Below are 16,961 nucleotides of genomic sequence, written 5' to 3'. Positions count from 1 at the left end.
CGCTCACTCCCCGCCGCGCAGCACGGAGTTGCCCTCGTGGGTGGTGTCGGGCGCGGTCACCTCGACGTTCAGCCGGCCGCTGAGGCCGTAGAAGGCGACCGGGTTGCGCCACAGGACCCGGTCGACGTCGTCCTCGGTGAAGCCCTCCTCCAGCATCAGGTCGGCCACGCCGCGGGTCTTCAGGGGATCGCTGCGGCCCCAGTCGGCGGCGGAGTTCACCAGGACCCGCTCCGGCCCGTACGCGCGCAGGATCCCGACCATCCGGCGCTCGTCCATCTTGGTGTCCGGATACACCGAGAAGCCCAGCCAGCAGCCGCTGTCCCTGGCCTCCCTCACGGTGGTCTCGTTGAGATGGTCGATCAGGACGTGCTCCTCGGGCAGCGCGGACTCGCGGACGACGTCGAGGGTGCGGCGCAGCCCGGCGAGCTTGTCGCGGTGCGGGGTGTGCACCAGCGCGGGCAGCCCGTGGCCGGCGGCGAGCTGGAGCTGGGCGGCGAGGGCGGTGTCCTCCGCGGGGGTCATCGAGTCGTAGCCGATCTCGCCGACGGCCACGACGTGGTCCTTGACGAGATACCGGGGCAGTTCGTCGAGGACGGGGACGCAGCGCGGGTCGTTCGCCTCCTTGGGGTTGAGAGCGAGGGTGCAGTGGTGGGCGATGCCGTACTGGGCGGCCCGGAAGGGTTCCCAGCCGAGGAGGGAGTCGAAGTAGTCGAGGAAGGAGGCGGGCGAGGTGCGGGGCTGGCCGAGCCAGAAGGAGGGTTCGACGACGGCGCGGACACCGGCGGCGTACATGGCCTCGTAGTCGTCGGTGGTCCGGGAGGTCATGTGGATGTGGGGGTCGAAGATGCGCATCAGGACTCCTTGCCGTGGGGGTGGCCCGTGCCGTGGGGGTGCGTCCCGTGCGGCGGGGGCACGGGACCGGCGGGGCCGGCCGAGTCGGTCAGGGCGAGGACGCGGTGCAGGTCCCGGGGCACGGGACGGTCCGCGGCCGTGCGCTCGGCGGCGTAGTCGCCGAGCATGCGGGCGAGTTCGGTGTCGGCGCGGGCCCGGTCCGCCAGGTCCGCCACCGCGTCGACGGGCACGCCGGTGAACAGGCACTTCAGGACGGCGTGGCGCCAGGCGTGGGCGTCGAGGTGGCGGGCGGCGTAGGGACCGACGGCGGCCGCCAGGAGCCGGGTGTCGTTGGTGCGCAGGGCGTCCTCCACCAGCGGCAGGGCGTCCGGGCCGGGCACGAGGTGCGGCAGGGCGAGCAGCACGGCCCGGCGTTCGTCGGCGGTGCCCTGGAAGTACACCCGGCCGAGGGCTCCCGGGTCGGCGCGGGCGGCGCGCAGGATGAGCAGCCGGGCGGCGTCCGCGTGCCGGCCGCCGCACCGGCGGCCGGCCTCGGCGAGCCGCAGCTCCCACACGGAGATCGGGCCGTGGGTGCCGGGATGGGCGGCGGCCTCGTCGAGTGCCTGGCGGAACCAGGCGCGGGCCGGTTCGGGCAGTTGGGATGCCAGGCGGTCGTGGAGGACGTCGAGGGGGGTGAGGGCCGGGGCGGAAGGCGTGCTGCCGGGGGCAGGGGTGGTGCCCCCGGGTGACGGCGCCGGGGTGGTGTGGCGGTGGGTCATGGGGTGCTCCCTTCCTGGGTGGCGGAGGGCTCGCCGGGCGGGGCGGAAGAGGGGGCCGGGGACGGCAGGGGCGGCAGCCGGGTGGGCCGCGATGCCTGGCGCTCGGCTCGGTGACCGGCCTCCTCGGGGGCGCTCGCGCGGCCGTCGGGCGACCGGTACCCGGCGCGGTGGCCGGCCTCCTCGGGGGCGCTCGCGCGGCCGTCGGGTGCCTGGCCCTCGGCTCGGTGGCCGGCAGCCTCGGTAGCAGTCGCGCGGTGCCCGGCAGCCTCGGGGGCGGTCGCGCGGTGCCCGACAGCCTCGGGGGCGGTCGCCCGGTCGTCGGGTGGGGTGGGTGTTGCCGCGCGGTGGAGGAACGGGAGGGAGAGTTCGGCCTGTCGGGGTCCGGCGTGTGAGTGGCGGGGCAGTTCGACGACCGTCAGGCCCTGGTAGCCGGTGGCGCGGAGCGCGGCGAGGACGGGCGGGAAGTCGATCTCACCGTCCCCGAAGGGGAGGTGCTCGTGGACACCGCGGCGCATGTCCTCGATCTGCACGTGCCGCAGCCAGGGCGCCGCGGCGCGCACGCAGTCGGCGGGAGAGAGCGGTTCCAGGCACTGGCAGTGACCGATGTCGAGGGTGAGGCCGAGCGGCTCGGGGTCACCGAGGAGGAGGCGCAGATGGTGGAAGTCGGCGATGGTGGCGAGGAGGTGACCCGGCTCGGGTTCGACGGCGAGGGGGATGCCGGCGGTGGCGGCGGCCTCCAGGACGGGGGCGAGGGTCTCCGCGAGGCGCTTCCAGGCCGTGTCCGGGTCGGTGCCGGGTGGCAGGGTGCCGCTGAAGCAGTGCACGGCGTGGGCGCCGAGGTCGCCGGCGATCCGGACGGCACGGATCAGCAGGTCAGCACGGCGGGCCCGGTCGGCCGGGTCGGGGTCCAGGAGCGAGGGTCCGTGCTTGCGGCGCGGGTCGAGGACGTAGCGGGCGCCGGTCTCCACGGTGACGTCCAGCCCGAGCGCGTCCAGCCGCTGCGCCACGCGCCGGGTGCGGGTGGCGAGATCGGGCGCGAGCGGATCGAGGTGCATGTGGTCGAGGGTCAGTCCGACGCCGTCGTAGCCGAGGTCGGCGAGGAGGGTGAGGGCGTCGTCGAGGCGGAGGTCGGCGAGGCCGTTGGTGCCGTAGCCGAAGCGGAGGGGGTGGGGTCGGGTGCCTTCCGGGACGCCCTCCGGGGGGACGGCGGGGGTGGGGTGCCGTGGGCTCACGTGACGCTCACCCGCCGGGCGAACCGCTGGGCGACCGGGGCGAGGGCGGCTGTGAACAGCGCTGTGGTGACGGCTCCGGAGCGGGCGGCGAGGGCGCACTGGAGGGGGATCGTGGCGCGGATGCCGGCTCCGACGGCCCGTTGGGTGAGAGGGGGTGACGGGTTGAGGACGGCGTGGACGTAGGGGCGGGCGACGGTCGCGGCGTAGGCGGCGGTGAGGGCCGTGGTCGCCGCGGCGGTGAGGCCGGGGGGCCGTCGTCGGAGCGGTGACCGGTCGCGCGGTGGCCGGTGGTGCAGGAGCCAGGCCAGGGCGCCCGTGGTGGCCAGGGCGGCGAGGGGGGCGGCGGGTGTGCTGTCGCGGGTCTCGTGCTGGGAGACGGTCGTGACCGCGAGGGTGTGCGTGCTCAGGAGCGCCGCCGAGGGGAGGGCCGGGCGGATGCGGCCGCCGGTGGCCGCGGCGCCGAGCAGGAGGTCCAGGCCGCGCGCGGCGGCCATGGCGAACGGACCGGCAGGGGTGCGTTTCAGGAGGAGGTCGTAGGACCAGACGGTCGCCGCGAGAGGGGCCGCGACCGTCAGCGCGGGCCGGCCCGCTCGGGCGGCCAGGGCCAGGCCCGCGGCGGTGAGGGCGCACGCCGCGCCGAGGGCGGCGGCGGGCCGCACCCGACCGGACGGCAGGGGGCGGTGCGGGCGCTCGGCGGCGTCCTCTTCACGGTCCGCCCAGTCGTTGAGGGCCATACCGGCCTCGTAGAGACAGAGGGAGGAGGCGATCGCGAGGACGGTGCGGCGGTCGGGACGGGCGGTGGCCGCGGCCGCTCCCGCGAGGGCGTCGCCGGGAACGGTGAACAGCGCGGGCAGGCGCAGGAGTTCGGCCCAGGCACGCAGGTCGGGGGTGCGGGGGGCGGGGCTGCGGAGATCGGGAGTGCGGGGATCGGTGGTGCGGGCCTGGTCCGTCGTGGACGCCGGGGCGCCTCCCGGATGTACCGCCGGTGCTGCGATCACCGCCTCCCGCCCGCTCACCGCCTCTCCCCCGCTCACCGCCTCTCTGCCGCTCATCGTCCGTCCTCCTCGCTCAGCCGTCGGGCGAACCTCTCCAGTTCCGCGTACTGCTCCGCCAGGGACGCCGGGGCGTCTCCCACGGGGTCCTTGAAGAAGAAGGCGAGTTCGGGGCGGGGGCCCGACAGGCCGCGCTCGTGGGTGCGGGCGAGGAGACGGGCCAGGTCCAGGACGAGGGGGGCGGCGAGGGCCGAGTCGCAGCCCTGCCAGATGGTCTGGAGGACCATGCGGGTGCCGAGGAAACCGTCGAAGGCGATGTGGTCCCAGGCGGTCTTCCAGTCGCCGAGGGCGGGCACGTCGTCGATGTGCACCTGGCCCTCGGGGACCGTGCCGAGGGTGTCGGCGAGGACGCGTTCCTTGCCGGCGTTCTTGGCCGCGGCGGCCGCCGGGTCGGCCAGGGCGGCTCCGTCGCCGCCGCCCAGGAGATTGGTGCCGGACCAGGCCCGCACCGCGAGGGCCCGCTGGGCGAACATCGGCCCGAGGACGGACCGCAGCAGCGTCTGCCCGGTCTTGCCGTCGCGCCCGGCGTGCGGCAGGCCGCTCGACGCGGCGAGGCCGGCCAGGCCGGGGTGGTGCAGGCCGGTGGAGGGGGTGAAGTTGGCGTAGGGGCAGCCGGCGCGCAGGGCCGCCGCGGCGTAGAGGGAGCTGGCGGGAAGGGCCGGTCCGGCGGGGGCGGGTTCGGTGGACGCGACGTTCACCACGACCGCGCGGGCCAGGCCGTGCCGTCGTACGAAGTCGCGCAGGTCCGTGACGAAGGCGGAGATCAGCTCCTCCTCGTCGCGGGTGTCGCCGGGCAGGGGTCCGCCCGGTCTGATCTCCCGGTCGGCGGCGGCGAGTTCGGCCCCGACGGCGGCGGGGAGGCCGGGCGGGAGGACGCCGCCGGCGGCGAGCTGCTCGGCGCGCTTGGGCAGCGGGCAGTCGAGCGTGTCGTGTCCGCCGAAGACGAGGGAGGACAGCGCGGGCAGTCCGCTGTCGGCGAAGGCGGGGGTCTCGGTGACCAGGCCCGTCGGCGGGCGCAGTCCGGCGGTCAGGGCGGCGCAGCCCGCCACGACGGTGGTGGCGACGGACCCACGGGCCCCGATCAGCCAGACGCCGACACGAGGGGGGAGTTGGCGGGGCGCGGACATGGGCGGCCTCCTTGTCGTGCACGAAGCTGGGCGCGGAGAGGTGAGCGCGGGGAGACGGGGCGGAGGGAGATGAGCGCGCAGAGGTGAGCGGCGGAGGGGTGAGCGGCGGTGGAGCGCGCTGATCAGAGGGGTGGTGACGGCGGGCGGAGGTCCGGCGTCCTCCGCCCGCCGCCGTTCAGGAGCCCTTGACGGGCAGTTCCTTGATCCGGACGTCGCGGAAGGACACCTGGTCGTCGGCTCCGTGGTTCTGGAGGCCGAGGTGACCGTCGCGCAGGCTGCGGGCCGGGTCGGTGTTGGTGAAATCGTTGATCTTCACGCCGTTGAGCCACACGCGCAGGCGTTCGCCCTCCACGCGGATCTCGTACGTGTTCCACTCCCCCGGCGGGTTCAGCGCACGGTCGCGCTTCTTCAGGTCGGCGGACCGGAAGCCGTAGACGGACCCCGTGGTCTTCTCGGGTACGTCGGTGGCGTCGATCTGGATCTCATAGCCGTTGTTCACCGCCGACCAGGGGTCGCCGGAGGGCGGGAAGCCCACGAACACACCGGAGTTGTCGTCGCCGGAAGCGCTTGTCATCTTCCAGTCGAGCTTCAGGGAGTACGAGGAGAAGCCCGAGGCGGCGTACCAGAGCAGGCCCATCCCGCCCGACGACGTGAGGGTGCCGTCGTCGTCGAGGGTGAAGGAGCCGGGGCCGGCCTGCCGCCAGCCGTCCAGCGAGCTGCCGTCGAAGAGTGGACGGTATCCGTTCTCCGGTCGACAGTCGGCCTGGATCTCGCCGACCGCATACAGGATTCCGCCGACCAGGTGTCCACGGAATACCGGATCCGTGTAGGACTCCTTCGTGTGGCCGCCCCCGGTGTAGAAGGCGCGGCCGCCCTGGTAGTCCTGGCACCAGGCGATCGGATGGTCGCCCTGCATGGTGCCGCCGGTGTACGAGGACTCGTCGAGCGAGGCCAGGACGTGCGCCCGGTCGCGGGGGTTGGAGCGGTAGTTGTACCACTCGTCGGTGCGGATCCAGGACCGCGGGAGTCCCGAGGTCGCCGGGTGGGCGTGGTCCTCGACGTCGACCGTGGCGGGCTGGATCGCCGGGTGCGACTGGAAGTAGGCGCCGGCGAGGCCGCCGTAGAAGGGCCAGTCGTACTCGGTGTCGGCTGCCGCGTGGATGCCGACGTATCCGCCGCCGCGGTGGATGTAGTCCTCGAAGGCGCGCTGCTGGGTGTCGTCGAGGACGTCTCCGGTGGTCGAGAGGAAGACCACCGCGTCGTAGCGCCGCAGGTTCGTGGGCGTGAAGGCGCCCGCGTCCTCGGTGGCGTGGACGGTGAAGCCCTCGGTGCCGCCCAGTTCCTTCAGCGCGGTGATGCCGTCGGGGATCGAGTCGTGCCGGAAACCTGCCGTCTTGGAGAAGACCAGGACCCGTGCCTCCGCGGGGGACGGGGGGTGCGAGGCGGCGGGTGGCGTGAAGCCGCCGAGGAGCAGGGCGGCTCCCACAAGTGACGTGGCCAGTCGGCCGGTTGAGCGCATGAGAGCCTCCTCTCAGCCTGTGGTGAAGGTGAAGTCGTCCAGCTCGTACAGGGCTCCGGAACCGCTTCCCTTGAAGACCAGATAGAGGGTGGTCGTGCCCCTCGGGGCGCGGGACAGTCCGGCGCTGACGTCCCTGTAGGTGTCCCAGCCTCCGGTGGCCGGCACGGTCGCCCTGCCGAGCAGGGTGCCCGTGCGCGAGCCGGCGCGGACCTCGAGCGTTCCGCCGGAACCGGCGGACGCGACGCGGGCGGTGATCTTCTTGGCGTCGGCGAGGACGTACGGCGTGAAGGAGATCCAGTCGCCGGAGGAGATCTCGCCGACGGTCCGGCCCCCGTGCGCCGACTCGCGCGTGGTCACGGTGACGCCGGAGGAGTTCCCGAAGTGCTCGGCCTGGCGGTGGCGGGGCTGGAGCAGGTTCTGGTCGTGGGTGGTGAGCGCCGCCTGGCCGCCGCCTCCGCCGTCGGTGTACTCGGCGTCGAACACGCCGAAGATGTTGGCGTCGTCGTCGTGGCCGCCGTCGGCGCTGGTCTGGACGGTGCCCGTGCAGCCGTTCGCCGAGGTCACGGGGTGGCCGTGACTGTCGTGACCGAGGATGAAGGTGACCTTGACCTTGGAGCAGTCGATCGTGCGGTCCTCCGGGTCGGTGACGCGCACCTTGAACGGGATGGCGTCGCCGAAGCTGAACAGCTGTCCGTCCTTGGGGAGTTCGAGGGTCACCTTCGGCGCGGTGTTCCCGACGACCACCTGCACGCTCGCGCTGCCGGTGCGTCCGCTCGGGTCCTTGGCGGTGAGCGTGGCGGTGTACGTGCCGTTCTTGCGGTAGCGGTGCGTGGGGTCGGCCGCGGTGGAGGTGGAGCCGTCGCCGAAGTCCCACCGGTAGGTGAGCGCGTCGCCGTCCTGGTCCGTCGTGCCGGCCGAGGAGAAGCTCACCCTCAGCGGCGCCTGACCGGAGGTGCGGTCGGCCGCTGCCTGGGCGACCGGGGAGTGTCCGTCGGTGGCGTTCTCGATGCGGTACAGGGCGGAGTGCTCGTCGCCGCCGAACCAGGAGACGCCGTAGTCGAGGACGTAGAGCGCGCCGTCGGGGCCGAAGGCCATGTCCATGATCTGGGTGCCGGTCCACGGTACGTCGTTGATCGCCTGCACCGTGCCGTCGGCGTCGCTGGTGATCCGCTTGATCCAGCGGCGGCCGAACTCACCGGCGAAGAAGTCGCCGTCGTAGGCCTCGGGGAACTTCACCGGCGAGTCGAGCGCCGGGTCGTAGTGGTAGACGGGGCCGCCCATCGGCGACTCCGAGCCGCTGCCGAACTCGGGCAGCGAACCGCCGTCGTACGGGATCCAGGCGGGCTGGGCCGGCGGCAGGTCGGTGAGGCCGGTGTTGTGCGGCGAGGTGTTCTTCGGGGCGGCGCAGTCGAACGGCGCACCGGATACACCGGTCGCGAAGTCGTATGCGATATACGGGTCATTGTCGCCCGTGCAGAACGGCCACCCGAAGTTGCCGGGGCGGGTGACACGTGCAAACTCGACCTGTCCGGCCGGGCCGCGGGCCGGATCGGCGGCGCCGGCGTCGGGGCCGTAGTCGCCGACGTAGAGGATGCCCGTCTCCTTGTCGACGCTGAACCGGAACGGGTTGCGGAAACCCATCGCGTAGATCTCGGGCCGCGTCCTGTCCGTGCCGGGTGCGAAGAGGTTGCCGTCGGGGACCGTGTACGAGCCGTCCGCGTTCACCTTGATGCGCAGGATCTTGCCGCGCAGGTCGTTGGTGTTGCCGGAGGAACGCCGGGCGTCGAAGGCGGGGTTGCGGTTCGGGCGGTCGTCGATGGGTGTGAAGCCGTCCGACTGGAAGGGGTTGGTGTCGTCGCCGGTCGACAGGTACAGGTTGCCCGCCGCGTCGAAGTCGATGTCGCCGCCGACGTGGCAGCACAGCCCGCGGGAGGCCGGCACGTCGAGGATCTTCGTCTCGCTGGCGGCGTCCAGGGTGCCGTCGGTCTTCAGGACGAACCGGGAGAGGCGGTTGACGCCGTCGAAGGGCGCGAAGTCGGCGGCCGTCCCGGTCTCGGGTGCGTCACCCGCCGGGGTGTCCAACGGGGGTGCGTAGTAGAGGTAGATGAAGCGGTTGGTGCTGAACTGCGGGTCGACGCCGATGCCTTGGAGGCCCTCCTCGTCGTGGGAGTACACGGCGAGCTTGCCCGCCAGGCGGGTGTTGCCGGCGGCGTCGGTGAGGCGCAGTTCGCCGTCGCGCGAGGTGTGCAGGACGGAGCGGTCGGGGAGGACGGCGAGCGACATGGGCTCGCCGACCTCCGCCTCTCCCTTGGCGAGGGTGACCTGCTGGAAGTCCTCCGCGGCGACGGTCGAGGCCGAGGCCGAGGTCGAGGCCGGGGCCGTCCGGCCGGCGACGGCTGCGCCGGCCTGGGGTGCGGTGAGGCCGAGTGACGCCCCGGCCAGCAGGGCGCCGCCGAACAGGGCGATCGCCCTGTGCAACGAGGGACGTCGTCTGCTGATCTGGTGTCTGGCGGTGCGGGTGGTGCGGTCGTTCCCGTGCACGGGTGCCTCCAGGATGGGGCCGGTTGTACGTGCGGGTGCTTGCGCCGGGATGCGCCGTCATCCCGGAGAGCCTGGGGTGAGCCTGGGATCAGTTGCCGAACGCCGCGTCGAAGGAGGCCGACGGCGGCTCGAAGTCGTAGGCCTTGAGGTGCTTCAGTGCCTCGGGGGCGCCCTGGAGCCGGTCCATGCCGGCGTCCTCCCACTCCACGGAGACCGGGCCGCGGTAGTCGATCGAGCGCAGCATCCGGAAGACGTCCTCCCAGGGGACGTCGCCGTGGCCGGCGGACACGAAGTCCCAGCCGCGGCGCGGGTCGCCCCAGGGCAGGTGGGAGCCGAGGCGGCCGTTGCGGCCGTCGAGGCGCTTGCGGGCCTCCTTGCAGTCCACGTGGTAGATGCGGTCGCGGAAGTCCCACAGGAAGCCGACCGGGTCGAGGTCCTGCCAGACGAAGTGGCTGGGGTCGAAGTTGAGGCCGAAGGCCGGCCGGCGGCCGACGGCGTCCAGTGCGCGTACGGTCGTCCAGTAGTCGTAGGCGATCTCGCTCGGGTGGACCTCGTGGGCGAACCGCACGCCCTCCGCGTCGAAGACGTCGAGGATCGGGTTCCAGCGCCGAGCGAAATCCTCGTAACCGCGTTCGATCATGGTTTCCGGGGCGGGCGGGAACATCGCGACCAGATGCCAGATGGCGGAGCCGGTGAAGCCGATGACGGTGTCGACGCCGAACGCGGCCGCCGCGCGGGCGGTGTCGGCGATCTCGGCGGCGGCCCGTCGCCGGACTCCCTCCGGTTCGCCGTCGCCCCAGATCCGGGCGGGCAGGATGGCCTGGTGGCGTTCGTCGATGATGGCGTCGCAGACGGCCTGGCCCACGAGGTGGTTGGAGACGGCCCAGCAGCGCAGGCCGTACTTGTCGAGCAGGGCCCGCCTGGAATCGAGGTACGTCGGGTCGGCGAGGGCCTTGTCGACCTCGAAGTGGTCCCCCCAGCAGGCGAGTTCGAGGCCGTCGTAGCCGAAGTCGCGGGCCAGGCGGCAGACCTCCTCCAGGGGGAGGTCTGCCCACTGACCGGTGAAGAGTGTGAATCTGCGGGGCATGCTGCGAGCCTCCTCAGTCGGCGATCGGGGTGTAGACGGCGTTCTTCTCGGCGCTCTCCTCGACGGCCGCGAGGACGCGCTGGACCTGGAGTCCCTCGGCGAAGGAGGGTTCCGGCACGCGGCCCTCGGCGATCGCGTGGACGAGGTCGCGCGCCTGGTGGACGAAGGTGTGCTCGTAGCCGAGGCCGTGGCCGGGGGGCCACCAGCCGTCCAGGTAGGGGTGGTCGGGTTCGGTGACGAGGATGCGGCGGAAGCCGGCGTGGACGGCGGGCTCGGTGGCGTCGTGGAACCACAGCTCGTTGAGCCGCTCCAGATCGAAGGCCAACGAGCCGCGCTCACCGTTGAGTTCGAGGCGCAGGGCGTTCTTGCGGCCGGTGGCGTAGCGGGTCGCCTCGAAGGAGGCGAGGGCGCCGGAGGCGAAACGGCCGGTGAACACTGCGGCGTCGTCGACGGTGACCGTTCCGGTGGCGGTCCCGGTCCCGCCGGCGCCCCCGGCCAGGCCGCTGCTCGGGCCGCCGGGCAGCGGCCGCTGCCGTACGAACGTCTCGGTGAGCGCGGAGACCCCGGCCAGCGGCTCCCCCACCAGGTGTTGCGCGAGGTCGACGATGTGCGCGCCGAGGTCGCCGAGGGAGCCGGAGCCCGCCCGTTCCCTGCGCAGCCGCCAGGTCAGCGGGAACCCCGGGTCGTTCAGCCAGTCCTGGAGGTACGTCACCCGGACGTGCCGCAGCGGGCCGAGCCGGCCCTCGGCCACCATGCGCCGGGCCAGCGCGGTGGCGGGGACCCTGCGGTAGTTGAAGCCGACCATCGCCAGCTGACCGCGTGTTGCGAAAGCGGTCTCGGCCGCGCGTGCCATGGTCTCGGCCTCCTCGACCGTGTTCGCGAGGGGCTTCTCGCACAGGACGTGCTTCCCGGCGGCCAGCGCGGCGAGCGCGATCTCGGCGTGGCTGTCGCCGGGTGTGCAGATGTCGACGAGGTCCACGTCGTCGCGTGCGATCAGTGCCCGCCAGTCGGTCTCCGTCGTCGCCCAGCCGTGCCGGTCGGCCGCCGCGCGGACGGCGGCGGCGTCGCGGCCGCAGAGCGCGGTGAGCACCGGGCTCAGGGGCAGGTCGAAGACGCGGCCCGCGGTACGCCAGCCCTGGGAGTGGGCGGCGCCCATGAACGCGTAGCCGACCATGCCGACGCGGAGCGGGGGCTTGCCGGCCTCCGCTCCGGCCTCCTCCGGTCCCGCTGACTGCTGCGGCTGTTCCATGCAGGTGTCCTCCTCGTCGTCGTGGCACGGTGGGGGGTGGGGCCTGCCGGGCGGGTGGCTCGGGGCGGGCCGTCGGCCGGGGTGCGCCTCGGCGGTCGGGTCACTCGTCGGGCCCCGGCCCGGTACGGCCCGCGGCGACAACGCGCCTCCTCGCCGGGACACGCCCCGCCCCGGACACTTCCCGCTCGGAACGCCTCTCGCCGGATGGCGCCTCGCTGTTGCGAGCGGCCTCCGCCCGGCAGGAGTCGACGGGAGTGGAGGCGGAAACGGGCCTGGAAGCGGTTTCCCCGGTCGGTGCACCCCGGTGGCCTCCGCCCGGTGACCGGCGCGGGCCGGCCGGGCGGAGCCCGTGTCTCACCGGAAGCCGGTGGACATGTACTGGTCGACGTTCTCCTTGTCGACCACCGCCGAGTAGAGGGTGATCGAGGCGGGGATCTCGTACTCGGCGAGGCCGCCGACGCCCTTGCTCTGGCCGAGGGCGCGGGCGAGGTCGATGGCGGAGGCGGCCATGGTGGGCGGGTAGAGGACGGTGGCCTTGAGGACGCCGTTGTCCTGTTTGATCGCCTGGAAGGCGGAGAGGGCGCCCGCGCCGCCGACCATCATGAAGTCGTCGCGGCCGGCCTGTTCGATGGCGCGCAGCGCGCCCACGCCCTGGTCGTCGTCGTGGTTCCACAGCGCGTCGAACTTCGACTGCGCTTGCAGGAGTTGGGCCATCTTGGCCTGCCCCGACTCGACCGTGAAGTCGGCGGCCTGGCGGGCCACCTTCTTGATGTTGGGGTAGTTCTTCAGCGCGTCGTCGAAGCCCTGGGTGCGCTGCTTGGTGAGTTCCAGGTTGTCCAGGCCGGCCAGTTCGATGACCCGGGCGTCGGACTTGCCCTTGAGTTTCTCGCCGATGTAGTGACCGGCGCTGAGGCCCATGCCGTAGTTGTCGCCACCGATCCAACAGCGGTACGCCTGAGGGGTGTTGAAGATCCGGTCGAGGTTGATGACCGGGATGCCCGCGCGCATCGCCTGGAGACCGACCTGGGTGAGGGCCTTGCCGTCGGCGGGCAGGACGACCAGGACGTCGACCTTCTTGTTGATGAGGGTCTCGATCTGGCCGATCTGCTGAGCGGTGTCGTTCGAGCCCTCGGTGATCTCCAGGGTGACGTCGGAGTACTTCTTGGCCCGGTTCTGGGCGTTGTCGTTGATGGCGTTGAGCCAGCCGTGGTCCGCCTGTGGTCCGGCGAAGCCGATGGTGACCTGCTTGCCGGGCTTGTCGTCGGCCGCCGGCCGGGTGTCGGCCGCGGGCTCATCGTCCTTGGGATCATTGCTCGTGCAACCGGTCACCAGGGCACCGGCCGAGACGGCGGCGGTACCGAGGAGCAGGCCTCGGCGACTGGTGAAGCGGCTCGGAAGTCTCATCGGCTCTGGCATGGCGGTGAACCCTTTCCTCAGGTCGTGCTCGCGGTACGGCGCTGGACCAGCACGGCGGCGACGATGATCGCGCCCTTGGCGATCTGCTGGACGTCGCTCTGCAGGTTGTTCAGGGCGAAGATGTTGGTGATCGTGGTGAAGATCAGGACGCCCAGCACGGAGCCGACGATGGTGCCCCGGCCTCCGCTGAGCAGGGTGCCGCCGATGATCGCGGCGGCGATGGCGTCGAGTTCGTAGAGGTTGCCGTTGGTGTTCTGGCCCGATCCGGACAAAATGATCAGCAGGAAGGCGGCGATGCCGCAGCACAGCCCGGACAGCAGGTAGAGGTACAGCCGCTGGCGGCGTACGTCGATGCCGGCGAGGCGGGCGGCCTCCGCATTGCCTCCGACGGCGACGGTGCGCCGGCCGAAGGTGGTGCGGTTCAGCACGAGCCAGCCGATGATCGTCACGACTGCGAAGACCATGACGAGGGGCGGTACGCCGAGGACGTAGGAGTCGCGCTCGCCGAGGTCGAGGATGCTGTCGGAGGTGACGATCTGCGTCTTGCCGTCGGTGATCTGCAGGGCGAGTCCGCGGGCGGAGGCGAGCATCGCGAGGGTGGCGATGAACGGGACCATGCCGCCGTAGGCGATGAGCAGGCCGTTGACCAGGCCGCAGCCGAGGCCGACGAGGACGGAGGTGAAGAGGATGCCGCCGAAGCCGTACTCCTGGGTGGCGAGTGTGGTCGCCCAGACGGAGGCGAGGGCGACGATCGCGCCGACGGAGAGGTCGATGCCCCCGGAGGTGATGACGAAGGTCATCCCTACCGTGACGACGCCGATCACCGAGCCCTGGGTGAGGACGAGTTGCAGGTTGCGGGTGTCGAGGAACTCGTCGGGCTTGGTGATGCCGCCGATCAGGACGAGCGCGGCGAGGACGCCGAGCAGGGAGAGGGTGCGGATGTCGGCGCGGACCACGAGGCCGCGCCAGGCGGGGGGTTGGACCTGGGGCACCTTGTCGGTGCTGCCCCGCGGCGGGGACACGGGCTGCGTCATGACGCCGGACTTCCTTCCATGACGAGGTCGAGTACACGGTGTTCGTCCAGCTCACGGGCTGGCGCGGTGTGGACCACGCGTCCCTCACGGAGCACCAGGACACGGTCGGCGAGGCCGAGGACCTCCGGCACCTCGCTGGAGACCATCAGCACGGCGAGGCCTTCGTCGGCCAGTCGACGGACGACCGCGTACAGCTCGGCGCGGGCGCCGACGTCGACCCCGCGGGTGGGCTCGTCGAGCAGCAGGACGCGGCAGCCGCGCAGCAGCCAGCGGGCCAGGACGGCCTTCTGCTGGTTGCCGCCGGACAGGGTCCGTACCGGCACGGACGGGTTGTCGGGGCGCAGGGACAGTTCGCGGGTCGCGGTGCGGGCGGCGCCCTGTTCGGCGCCGCGGTCGATCCAGCCGACGCGTGAGAAGCGGGAGAGGGAGGAGACGGAGACGTTGCGGGTGACGGACTCCAGCATCAGCAGGGCCTGGGCTTTGCGCTCCTCGGGGGCGAGACCCAGTCCGGCGCGTACGGCGGCCCGCACACTGCCCGGCCTCAACAGCCGTCCGTCCACGATCACTTGACCGGCGGTGGGTTTGCGTGCGCCGTAGATCGTCTCCAGGATCTCGGAGCGTCCGGAGCCGACCAGCCCGGCGAGGCCGACGATCTCCCCCGGCCGCAGATCGAGGTCGAGCGGTGCGAACTCGCCGTTCCTGGCCAGTCCGCGCACCTCCAGCACAGGCTTCACGCCGGTCGGCGGCACGCCGTCCGCCGGCCGCTCGGGGAAGACGTACTCGACGTTGCGGCCCGTCATCAGGGCGACCACCTCGCGGGTGGGAGTCGTCTTCGCGGGCAGCCCGCCGGCCACCGCCCGGCCGTCCTTCAGCACGGTGACGCGGTCACCGATGCGGCGGATCTCCTCCAGGCGATGGGAGATGTAGACGACGGCGACACCGTCCGCCGTGAGGTCGCCGACGATCCGGAAGAGGTTGTCGACCTCGTCCGGGTCGAGGGCGGCGGACGGTTCGTCCATCACGATCAGCCGGACGTCGTGGGAGAGGGCCCGCGCCATGGAGACCACCTGCTGCTGGGCCGCCGACAACTCCCCCACCAGACGGGCCGGATCGATTTCGCCATGTCCGAGTCGCCTCAGCAGTAGGGCAGTTGACTCACGAGCCAGTTTTCTCCGGACGACGAAGCCCGCGGCCGTGGGTTCGTGGCCGAGGTGGACGTTCTCCGCTACCGACAGGTGTTCCACCAGGTCGAGTTCCTGGTAGATGGTGGCGATGCCCAGGCGCATGGCGGCGATCGGGGAGCGCAGCACGACGGGTTCGCCCCGCCAGCGGATCGTGCCGCCGTCGGGCTGGTGGGCTCCCGCCAGAACCTTGATGAGGGTCGACTTGCCGGCCCCGTTCTGGCCGAGCAGGCAGTGCACTTCACCGGCCTGGACGTCGAGGTCGACGCCGTCCAGGGCCCGGACGCCGGGGAACGACTTGGTGATGCCGGACATGCTGAGCAGCGGTGGTTCTGGTGCCATGTGGGTTCCCCTCGGCGGACGTGCGGGCCGGAGTCAGGGCAGAACGCCAGGAATCGGGCGGTCTTGGGGCGGAGCAGGGTGGAGCGGGGCAGGGCAGAGCAGGGCGCTGTGCCGGTGGGGCCGTACGAGGTGGGGTGGAGGGTTGGTGAGAGCGCTGAGGCGGATGGCCGGTACGAACGGGTGGCTACGCGGGTGAGTACGGGTCGCCGGTACGAACGGGGTGGCTACGCGGGTGAGAACAGGTGGTCGCTGATGAGGCGGGCCGCGCCGATCACGCCGGCGGTGGGGCCCAACTCGCCCAGGACGATGGGGAGGTTGCCGGTCGCCAAGGGCAGCGACTGGCGGTAGACCTGGGTGCGGATGGCGGCGAGCAGGGTGTGGCCGAGGCCGGTCACCCCGCCGCCGATCACCACCAGGCCGGGGTTGAAGAACGAGACGAGCCCGGCGATGACCTGGCCGACGCGGTTGCCGCCCTCCCGGATCAGGTCCAGGGAGGTGGCGTCGCCCGCGGCCGCCGCGGCGGCGACATCGACGGCGGTGAGGCCGCCGTTCGCCGCCAGCCGTGCCGCGAGTTCCGCCGAAAGCCCCTGCTGGGCCGCGTCCATGGCGTCACGGGCCAGGGCCGCGCCGCTGAAGTAGGCCTCCAGGCAACCGCGGTTGCCACAGGCGCAGGGACGGCCGTCGGGCACGGCCTGGATGTGCCCGATGTCGCCCGCGCTGCCGGTGGTACCGCGGTAGACCTGGCCGCCGACGACGATGCCGCAGCCGATGCCGGTGCCGATCTTGACACAGAGGAAGTCGGCGACGGTGCGGGCGACGCCCGCGTGCTGCTCACCCATCGCCATGAGGTTCACGTCGTTGTCGACCATGACCGGGCAGCCGAGTTCCTGGCTGAGCGCCTCCCGTACGGGGAAGCCGTCCCAGCCGGGCATGATCGGCGGCGCGACCGGTACGCCTTCGGGGAAGCGGACCGGGCCGGGGACGCCGATGCCGGCGCCGTCGAAGCCCTCGGCGAGTCCCGTCGCCTTCAACTTCGCGGCCATGGCGAGCACTTGCTCGAAGACCGCGACCGGTCCCTCACGTACGTCGAGGGGCTGGTTGAGGTGTCCGAGCGTCTCCAGTTCGGCGTTGGTGACGGCGACGTCGACCGAGGTCGCGCCGATGTCGACACCGAGGAAACGGAGTTGGGGATTGAGCCGGACGTTGTGGGAGCGACGGCCGCCGCGCGAGGCGGCGAGTCCGTCGGCCACGACCAGCCCCGTCTCCAGCAGCCGGTCCACCTCCACCGCCAGCTTGGACCGGGAGAGGTCGACCTGATCGCCCAGCTGCGCGCGGGAGTTGGGACCTCCGTCACGCAACAGCCGTAGCAGCCGGGCCTGGTGGGCGTTCGCGGGTCGTGCCGTCATGCGTCTCACGAACCCCTCCCCGCCTCGATCGGCCGCCTGCTGTCGTGCTTTCGAGGGGAACGTAGCAGCGGTTGCCGGGAGTGGGAAGAAGTCGTGCACGGATTGCCGTCAACTTTCTCCACTCACAGGACAAAGGCGTGCCCTGCGCACGTCGAAGGCACGCAG

Annotated in this window: 12 protein-coding genes and 1 pseudogene; all 13 read right to left on the bottom strand. The window is 72.4% G+C overall.

The window, feature by feature from the left end:
- Positions 1–3 precede the first annotated feature (3 nt).
- Entirely contained in the window at positions 4–852 is an 849-nt protein-coding gene (locus ACFWJX_RS02675) for a TatD family hydrolase (RefSeq protein WP_383235703.1), read from the bottom strand.
- The gene (locus ACFWJX_RS02670; protein WP_383235700.1) at positions 852–1,610 is read right to left on the bottom strand and encodes an EboA domain-containing protein; all 759 of its coding nucleotides are present in this window, start codon (positions 1,608–1,610) and stop codon (positions 852–854) included. Before ACFWJX_RS02670 ends, ACFWJX_RS02675 begins: the two co-directional genes overlap by 1 nt.
- A gap of 296 nt (positions 1,611–1,906) precedes the next feature.
- Positions 1,907–2,842: pseudogene (locus ACFWJX_RS02665) on the bottom strand (sugar phosphate isomerase/epimerase family protein); the annotation flags it as partial.
- Positions 2,839–3,894 (bottom strand): SCO3242 family prenyltransferase, encoded by a 1,056-nt coding sequence (locus ACFWJX_RS02660; protein ID WP_383235697.1) that lies wholly within the window; start codon positions 3,892–3,894, stop codon positions 2,839–2,841. The gene ACFWJX_RS02660 and the pseudogene ACFWJX_RS02665, both read right to left, overlap by 4 nt.
- The gene (locus ACFWJX_RS02655; RefSeq protein ID WP_383235694.1) at positions 3,891–5,021 is read right to left on the bottom strand and encodes an inositol-3-phosphate synthase; all 1,131 of its coding nucleotides are present in this window, start codon (positions 5,019–5,021) and stop codon (positions 3,891–3,893) included. The genes ACFWJX_RS02660 and ACFWJX_RS02655 overlap by 4 nt, the downstream gene beginning before the upstream one ends.
- Before the next feature lie 175 nt (positions 5,022–5,196).
- Positions 5,197–6,540, bottom strand: coding sequence for a ThuA domain-containing protein (locus ACFWJX_RS02650; protein ID WP_383235691.1), 1,344 nt, complete (start codon positions 6,538–6,540; stop codon positions 5,197–5,199).
- Between the two features lie 12 nt (positions 6,541–6,552).
- Positions 6,553–9,081: a PQQ-dependent sugar dehydrogenase gene (locus ACFWJX_RS02645; protein WP_383235688.1), complete on the bottom strand. Its 2,529-nt coding sequence runs from the start codon at positions 9,079–9,081 to the stop codon at positions 6,553–6,555.
- Positions 9,082–9,169: 88 nt separating this feature from the next.
- Complete coding sequence (locus ACFWJX_RS02640) at positions 9,170–10,168, bottom strand: sugar phosphate isomerase/epimerase family protein (protein WP_383235685.1); 999 nt, start codon at positions 10,166–10,168, stop codon at positions 9,170–9,172.
- A 13-nt stretch (positions 10,169–10,181) separates the two neighbouring features.
- The gene (locus tag ACFWJX_RS02635; protein ID WP_383235683.1) at positions 10,182–11,417 is read right to left on the bottom strand and encodes a Gfo/Idh/MocA family protein; all 1,236 of its coding nucleotides are present in this window, start codon (positions 11,415–11,417) and stop codon (positions 10,182–10,184) included.
- Between the two features lie 354 nt (positions 11,418–11,771).
- A complete protein-coding gene (locus ACFWJX_RS02630; protein WP_383235680.1) occupies positions 11,772–12,821 on the bottom strand; it encodes a substrate-binding domain-containing protein in 1,050 nt (349 codons plus the stop codon).
- A 29-nt stretch (positions 12,822–12,850) separates the two neighbouring features.
- Positions 12,851–13,867, bottom strand: a complete 1,017-nt coding sequence (locus ACFWJX_RS02625) for an ABC transporter permease (RefSeq protein ID WP_383235677.1) — start codon at positions 13,865–13,867, stop codon at positions 12,851–12,853.
- On the bottom strand, positions 13,864–15,390 hold the full coding sequence (locus tag ACFWJX_RS02620) for a sugar ABC transporter ATP-binding protein (protein ID WP_383235674.1): 1,527 nt from the start codon (positions 15,388–15,390) through the stop codon (positions 13,864–13,866). The genes ACFWJX_RS02625 and ACFWJX_RS02620 overlap by 4 nt, the downstream gene beginning before the upstream one ends.
- A gap of 224 nt (positions 15,391–15,614) precedes the next feature.
- Entirely contained in the window at positions 15,615–16,796 is a 1,182-nt protein-coding gene (locus ACFWJX_RS02615; RefSeq protein ID WP_383235671.1) for an ROK family protein, read from the bottom strand.
- Positions 16,797–16,961 lie beyond the last annotated feature (165 nt).

The sequence above is a fragment of the Streptomyces sp. NPDC058335 genome (assembly GCF_042723915.1).
Lineage (GTDB): Bacteria > Actinomycetota > Actinomycetes > Streptomycetales > Streptomycetaceae > Streptomyces.
This window is presented reverse-complemented; position numbering and strand designations above follow the sequence as displayed.

Bases quoted from the DNA above. Each gene is read 5' to 3' on its own strand.
- ACFWJX_RS02675 (WP_383235703.1), bottom strand. From the start codon at position 852: ATGCGCATCTTCGACCCCCACATCCACATGACCTCCCGGACCACCGAC.
- ACFWJX_RS02670 (WP_383235700.1), bottom strand. From the start codon at position 1,610: ATGACCCACCGCCACACCACCCCGGCGCCGTCACCCGGGGGCACCACC.
- ACFWJX_RS02660 (WP_383235697.1), bottom strand. From the start codon at position 3,894: ATGAGCGGCAGAGAGGCGGTGAGCGGGGGAGAGGCGGTGAGCGGGCGG.
- ACFWJX_RS02655 (WP_383235694.1), bottom strand. From the start codon at position 5,021: ATGTCCGCGCCCCGCCAACTCCCCCCTCGTGTCGGCGTCTGGCTGATC.
- ACFWJX_RS02650 (WP_383235691.1), bottom strand. From the start codon at position 6,540: ATGCGCTCAACCGGCCGACTGGCCACGTCACTTGTGGGAGCCGCCCTG.
- ACFWJX_RS02640 (WP_383235685.1), bottom strand. From the start codon at position 10,168: ATGCCCCGCAGATTCACACTCTTCACCGGTCAGTGGGCAGACCTCCCC.
- ACFWJX_RS02635 (WP_383235683.1), bottom strand. From the start codon at position 11,417: ATGGAACAGCCGCAGCAGTCAGCGGGACCGGAGGAGGCCGGAGCGGAG.
- ACFWJX_RS02630 (WP_383235680.1), bottom strand. From the start codon at position 12,821: ATGAGACTTCCGAGCCGCTTCACCAGTCGCCGAGGCCTGCTCCTCGGT.
- ACFWJX_RS02625 (WP_383235677.1), bottom strand. From the start codon at position 13,867: ATGACGCAGCCCGTGTCCCCGCCGCGGGGCAGCACCGACAAGGTGCCC.
- ACFWJX_RS02620 (WP_383235674.1), bottom strand. From the start codon at position 15,390: ATGGCACCAGAACCACCGCTGCTCAGCATGTCCGGCATCACCAAGTCG.
- ACFWJX_RS02615 (WP_383235671.1), bottom strand. From the start codon at position 16,796: ATGACGGCACGACCCGCGAACGCCCACCAGGCCCGGCTGCTACGGCTG.